The organism is Psychrilyobacter sp., from assembly GCF_049671765.1.
Taxonomy (GTDB): Bacteria; Fusobacteriota; Fusobacteriia; order Fusobacteriales; family Fusobacteriaceae; genus Psychrilyobacter.
The window spans coordinates 1-6,196 of record NZ_JBATVM010000013.1 but is presented as its reverse complement, the minus strand read 5'-3'; the positions used below and the strand labels follow the sequence as shown (position 1 = coordinate 6,196).

Below are 6,196 nucleotides of genomic sequence, written 5' to 3'. Positions count from 1 at the left end.
AATAAAGTTATTTGTTTAAAATTTTCTTTTGTAGATAGTGTAAAAGAGGAAATCTTAAAAAATACAAATATAACTATACACTCCATTAAAAATAAGGTCCATGATATCCCTAAAATAAGTAAATTAATAGAATCTTCTCTAGGGGAAGCTGAACCAGAGATAATTTTTAAATTAATTGATAAGATCCAATCAAACTTTGAAGCTCCTATCGATGTTTTTTTAGAAGCGACACTAAAAAGTCATTACAGATTAAAAGGTGAAGCTATAAAAATTATAGATATTTCTGAAAATTTCAGTTCTTGTTTTAAGATTGAAGGTCGATTGTACAAGGAGCTCTCTATTTTTAACTTTAGTTATAACTACTTTTTTTTACAGGAATTACAAAATTTAAGGATGAACGGAATTTTTAATTACAATATCTTCCCTTGGAAGATAAAAGTAGGATTTAATTCTAAAGAAAATTCTAGTATAAAAATTTATCTAAATTTAGAAGAAAATTTTATTCTATAAATCTAAAAAGACAAAAAGGTGCTACATCCAAAAATAAAATCATAATATATTAAAAACGAGGAACAATAATTAAAAAATTATTACTCCTCATTTTATAAAAGTTTTACATTAATTTTTAGAGTCTACACAAAACTACAATAGACCCAAATTATTCTATATATATACTTTTTTTCTACTTATTCTGGATAGATTATTACTAATATTTTTAATTATTTTTGCTTTTTTACTCATAAAAAATGCCTTCCTAATTACTAGATTATACTCTAATAGCTAGAAAGGCAACATTTAAACTTACACTAAATTCAGGAAATACCGTAGAAACTTCTAGTAATTTAAATATTTAAAATTATTTTTCTCTTATTTTTTTTAATTCGTTCATCAATGTTTTATGAACCCCAGGAGTCCACGTTGGGAATTGATTAAAAACGTTAGCTGTAGAATCATTAAAAGCTTCTGAATCAACTTCGTTGAAAACAACACCCTCTTTTTCTAGTTTATCCTTGTATTCTTTGTCTATTTTTCTAAGCTCTTTGTTATTTTCTATAGCTCCATTTTGAAATTCTTCCATAACAATTTGTTGCTGTTTAACGCTCATTTTCTCCCAAAGTTTAGGAGAAATGTAAACTCCTGCAGTTCCCAAGAAATGTTTTGTCACTGACATATTTTTAGTGACTTCATATATTTTAGTTCCGTACATTGTGGCGATAGATCCTTCTAATCCGTCTACAACCCCTTGTTGAATAGCTGCATAAGTTTCTGTAAATGATATTGGAGAAGGATTTGCTCCCATAGCATCAAGTGTTTTCATCCATAATTGGCTGTTAGGAACTCTAATTTTTAATCCTTTAAGATCATTAGGATTTTCAATTTTTTTATTTGTAATTAAATTTCTAAATCCAAATAGATAATCTAGTGCTATTATTTTTATTCCTTTTTCCTCTGCTTGTTTTTTTAAACCTTTAACATAATCAGTATCTATCATAGCTTCATATTCTTCATAACTATTATACAGCATAGGACCAACTAATGCTGCAAAATCAGGGATATAATCTCCTACATATGATGGATCTTCTACAGCAATCCAATCTGATCCACTAACAACTTGCTCTAAGCTGTCCTTATACACAGGTAATTGTCCACTGTGAAAGACCTGTATATCAATGGTTCCTTTGGACCTTTTGTTTATTCTCTCTGTGACTTTTTCAATTTCTTGAGTTACTAATTCAGATGGTTTAAAAACCATACTGAGTTTAATAGTTAACTTGTCATTTGATTTAGCAGTTTCCTCTACCGTTTCTTTTTTCCCGCATCCGATAAAAAATAATGAGGCTCCTAATATTAACGATATAAAAAATTTCATTTTTCCTCCTAATCTTATTAAATAATTATTAAAAAATATCAGGGTAATTAGTAATTATCCCTTCTACACCAAATGAAGCTAATATTTTTGATTCTTCTAATGTGTTAACAGTCCAAGCATAAGTTTTAATATCAATTTCTTTAAGATCGTCTACATTTATTTTATTTATAAATTCCGCTCCACAATGAATACTATATAGATTAAAATTAGAAACATAATTTTTAAGATCTAATAATCCCGCTGTTATAAGTAAACCAACTTGTATTTCAGGGTTTATTTCATTTATTTTTTTTATAACTCTATGGTCAAAAGATGAAATGATAATATTATTATTTAATCGAGAACTTTTTTCTAAGATTTCTATAACTTTCTTTTCAATTTGATTAATCTCTCCATGGCGAACCTTAATTTCTATATTTAATAATTTTTCTATAGGTACTATTTCTAGTAATTCTTTTAGAGTCATTATTTTTTCACCTTTGAATTCTTTTGAAAACCAACTCCCAATATCTAGATTTTTTAATTCTGTTAAAGTCTGATCTTTTAAAAATCCATTTCCATTAGTTGTTCTCTCTAACGACCAATCATGAAAAATTACGACCTCATTATCTTTTGTCAATTGAACATCGACTTCAAATCCATCACATTTCTGTTTTAAGCCTTCTAGAATAGAGGCTTTAGTATTTTCTGGAGCATATCCAGAAGCACCTCTGTGTGCTACTATTTTCATTTTTCCTCCTCCATCATTAATATAGTTATATATATGTTATATTATAACTTTTCTTCAATGTCAATTTTTAGTTTAGCTTTTACGCTATTTTTACTTTGTTTTTACTCTGTTTTTACTTTGTTTTCTGGCAAATAATTTTTTTAGACATTTAAAACTCTCTTATCTTTATTTTTCAATATACTTTAGAAGGTTATGTTTTCCAATTTATTTAATGACAATATTAAGCTTCTTTTTAATTTTTTTATGTACCACTAGGATAATATATAAATTAGTGGTATAAATAAAAATGGAAAATTAATATTTTCAAAACTTTGAAATAAAGGAGTAAAATACTATGAATAATAAAAAATCAAAATATCAACAGCCTATAGAAATTGCCGAAGGGATACATTGGGTTGGATTTTATGATGATGAATATTTTCTTCATTGTAATCCATTTTTAATAATTGAAGGGGAGGAAGCTGTCTTAATTGATGGAGGGAGTAGAAATGATTTTAGTACTGTAATGTTAAAAATATTGCAAACAGGTGTAAACCCAAATAACATAAAAAAATTAATCTATCACCATTATGATCCAGATCTATGTGGAAGTATTCCAGATTTTGAAGAATTAATTGATAATGAAGAATTAAAAATCCTCTCACATACAGATAATAATCTTTTTATTAAATATTATGGAACAGACCTTAAGTCTGAATGTATAGAAAAAAATGACTTTCAATTCCAATTTTTAACAGGAAGAAAACTTAAATTTATAATGACTCCTTATTGCCATTCAAGTGCAAGTTTTGTTACTTTTGATGAGAAGACAGGGACACTTTTTAGCAGCGATCTTTTTGGAAGTACGGCTAAAGAATGGGATTTGTTTGCTGATTTAGATGAATCTTGTCACACTTGTAATAATTATAATTTATCTAGTCCAATTAATTGTAAATTAAAGAAAAAAGAATGTCCCATCTCAAAAATATTATTTTTCCATCAGAAAATCATGACTTCTAAAAAAGCTTTAGATTTTGCACTAGATAGAATAAGAAAATTACCTATAAAAATAATTGCTTCTCAACATGGTAGTCTCATAAGGGGGAGTAAAGATATAGAATTTATAATAAATGTTCTAAAAAAAGAAAAGAAAATTGGTATAAACCAATTTTTTGAGGATGAGCAGATATGAAAAAAATAAAAAAAAGTGATATTTTTAAAGCTGTTGTAAAAGATTTTAATGTATGTAACGATCATCCTGAAGTATTAAAACTTCTGATTGAACATAGAAGTCAAATAGCTCATAATAAAATTCAACGAAATCTTTTTAAATCATTGATAAATGATTATGTTAAATTAACTAAAAAACTTGAGGATAATCTTGAGTATGTAACACATCTTTCAGAAACTGATCATTTAACAAAAGCATATAATCGTCTAAAATTTAATGAAGTTATCAAGGTTGAAATTTTAAAATCCAAAAGATATAAAACCGATCTTTCAATACTTATGTTTGATATCGATTTTTTTAAAAAAATAAATGATAAATATGGTCACGATAAAGGAGACTTGGTCCTAGTTGAAATATCTAAATTAGTTAAAGAGCTAATTAGAGAAATAGATATCTTCTGTCGTTGGGGTGGAGAAGAATTTATGGTGTTACTCCCTAATACTTCTTTAAAATTTGCAGTATTAATTGCGGAAAGAATAAGAAAATCAATTCATAATCTTGAGATAGAAAAAATAGAAAAAGTTTCATGTAGTTTTGGAGTTGTATCTTTTGATTTTGATGAGAGTTTAGATGCTTTTATAAAACGTGTAGATAATAAACTTTATACAGCTAAAAATAATGGAAGAAATAGAGTGGAATATTAGATATTCTATAATAGATTGACAGATAGGTATTTATAACATATACTTTTAAAGATCGTATACGATTAATAATGCTTAGTGGAGAGAAAAATTATGATGGTTGTTGATAAGGAAAAGTGTATTGGTTGTGAGATGTGTGTTAAGGATTGTTTTCCTAAAGATATTGAGATGATAGATGGAAAAGCTCACATAAATAATATTACCTGTTTTAAATGTGGTCATTGTATCGCCGTCTGTCCTAAAGAAGCTATTTCAATGGATGAATATGATATGGAAGAGGTAATGGATTATAGCAAAGAAAGTTTTTCGATAGATCCAGATAATTTAATGAATTTTATTAAATTTAGAAGAACTATAAGACAATTTAAAAATTGTGATGTAGAAAAAGAAAAAATATCTAAGATTATAGAGGCAGGAAGATTTACCGAAACAGGCGGTAATATGCAAGACGTATCATACACAGTATTAACAGAAAATTTGAAAGAATTAAGAGAGTTAACATTAAAAAGTCTAAAAAATATAGGTGAATATCTTTTGAAAAATTTAACTCCAGAAACTATGGTTTACAAAAAATATGCTAAAATGTGGATAAACATGTATAGAGAGCACAATGAAAACCCAGAGAGCGAAGATAGATTATTTTTTAATGCTCCCGCAATAATAGTAGTTACTGCCAATTCGCAGGTTAATGGGGCATTAGCTTCTTCAAATATGGAACTAATGACCAATGCCTTAGGTCTTGGAACTGTATTTAGTGGATTTCTTGTAAAAGCTGCCAATGAAACTAAAGAAATTAAGGATTTTATTCAAGTTAAAGAGGGAAAAGAAGTGATAACTTGTATGATAGTCGGATATCCAAATGTAAAATATAAAAGAACAGTACCGAGAAAAAAAGCTGATATATGCTGGAAATAATAATGACTTTAAAAGTTTAGTATAAATCTATTTTAAGTTTTAACAAAGTATAAAATTAATGTAAAAAATTTATAAAACGAGAAGCAATAATTTTAATTATTATTGCTTCTTTTTTTTTTTTTGAATTTTTTACTAACTAAAAAATACTGATAGTGGATAAATTATTTTTATGTTCTTTCTCTAATCTTGCAAGCGTTTTCAGAATACTTAGTAAAATTTATAAAATAAATTTGACTTTCTAGCATATGCATTGTAATATTCTAGTACGAAAAGAGCAGTTTTATTATTTTTTTATTCTAATATGCAAGCGATTGCAAAAATGGAGGGGTAAATTTGAAAGAAAATAACATGGAAAAAAAACTAGAAAAAGTGATAGGTATTAAACAAGATACAAGCAGTAAAGCAGTAAAGCCAAATATTAAAACTCATCCAACAGGAAAAGTTTTTTTTGGAGAAACTAATGAGGTTACACCAGTTCATTTTCACTCTTATAATGAATTATCTAAAAACACAGTGGTTAAACAAGACATGGAAGGTTTTGATAAAAAATATTGTGACTTTGTAGATTATATTATGAGGATTACTCATAATATTTGGGAAGAAAGGGGAATTGGAGTGATTTATGACACATATCATGATGATGTAACAATGCACTGTGGATCTTTTAATTTACAAGGAATGAATGATGTTGTTTCAAATACCCTTCAAACATTACATGCATTTCCTGACAGAAGGTTAGTAGGAGAAAACGTTGTATGGGCAGCCGATCCTGATAATACATATTATTCTTCTCATAGAATTGTGTCTAATGCTACTAATCTTGGAGATAG

Annotated in this window: 6 protein-coding genes and 1 pseudogene; 5 read left to right on the top strand and 2 right to left on the bottom strand. The window is 27.1% G+C overall.

Annotated elements, in window-relative coordinates; all coding sequences use genetic code 11:
• Positions 1-510 (top strand): hypothetical protein (locus WBG30_RS00610; RefSeq protein ID WP_424502702.1); only part of this gene is annotated, 510 nt, incomplete at its 5' end.
• Positions 511-856: 346 nt separating this feature from the next.
• Here the strand turns inward: WBG30_RS00610 and WBG30_RS00605 are convergent.
• On the bottom strand, positions 857-1,870 hold the full coding sequence (locus tag WBG30_RS00605) for a C4-dicarboxylate TRAP transporter substrate-binding protein (RefSeq protein WP_424502701.1): 1,014 nt from the start codon (positions 1,868-1,870) through the stop codon (positions 857-859).
• A gap of 28 nt (positions 1,871-1,898) precedes the next feature.
• A complete protein-coding gene (locus tag WBG30_RS00600; protein WP_424502700.1) occupies positions 1,899-2,600 on the bottom strand; it encodes a glycerophosphodiester phosphodiesterase in 702 nt (233 codons plus the stop codon).
• Between the two features lie 334 nt (positions 2,601-2,934).
• Here WBG30_RS00600 and WBG30_RS00595 point away from each other — a divergent pair, with 334 nt between their 5' ends.
• The 4 genes and pseudogenes from WBG30_RS00595 to WBG30_RS00580 all read left to right on the top strand — a co-directional run.
• Positions 2,935-3,771: an MBL fold metallo-hydrolase gene (locus WBG30_RS00595; protein ID WP_424502699.1), complete on the top strand. Its 837-nt coding sequence runs from the start codon at positions 2,935-2,937 to the stop codon at positions 3,769-3,771.
• On the top strand, positions 3,768-4,454 hold the full coding sequence (locus tag WBG30_RS00590; RefSeq protein ID WP_424502698.1) for a GGDEF domain-containing protein: 687 nt from the start codon (positions 3,768-3,770) through the stop codon (positions 4,452-4,454). Before WBG30_RS00595 ends, WBG30_RS00590 begins: the two co-directional genes overlap by 4 nt.
• A gap of 90 nt (positions 4,455-4,544) precedes the next feature.
• A complete protein-coding gene (locus tag WBG30_RS00585) occupies positions 4,545-5,366 on the top strand; it encodes a nitroreductase family protein (protein ID WP_424502697.1) in 822 nt (273 codons plus the stop codon).
• Positions 5,367-5,699: 333 nt separating this feature from the next.
• Positions 5,700-6,196 (top strand): annotated as a pseudogene (locus WBG30_RS00580) (hypothetical protein); the annotation flags it as partial.

Excerpts from the sequence above, each read along its gene's own strand:
- WBG30_RS00605 (WP_424502701.1), bottom strand. The coding sequence starts at position 1,870 with ATGAAATTTTTTATATCGTTAATATTAGGAGCCTCATTATTTTTTATC.
- WBG30_RS00600 (WP_424502700.1), bottom strand. The coding sequence starts at position 2,600 with ATGAAAATAGTAGCACACAGAGGTGCTTCTGGATATGCTCCAGAAAAT.
- WBG30_RS00595 (WP_424502699.1), top strand. The coding sequence starts at position 2,935 with ATGAATAATAAAAAATCAAAATATCAACAGCCTATAGAAATTGCCGAA.
- WBG30_RS00590 (WP_424502698.1), top strand. The coding sequence starts at position 3,768 with ATGAAAAAAATAAAAAAAAGTGATATTTTTAAAGCTGTTGTAAAAGAT.
- WBG30_RS00585 (WP_424502697.1), top strand. The coding sequence starts at position 4,545 with ATGATGGTTGTTGATAAGGAAAAGTGTATTGGTTGTGAGATGTGTGTT.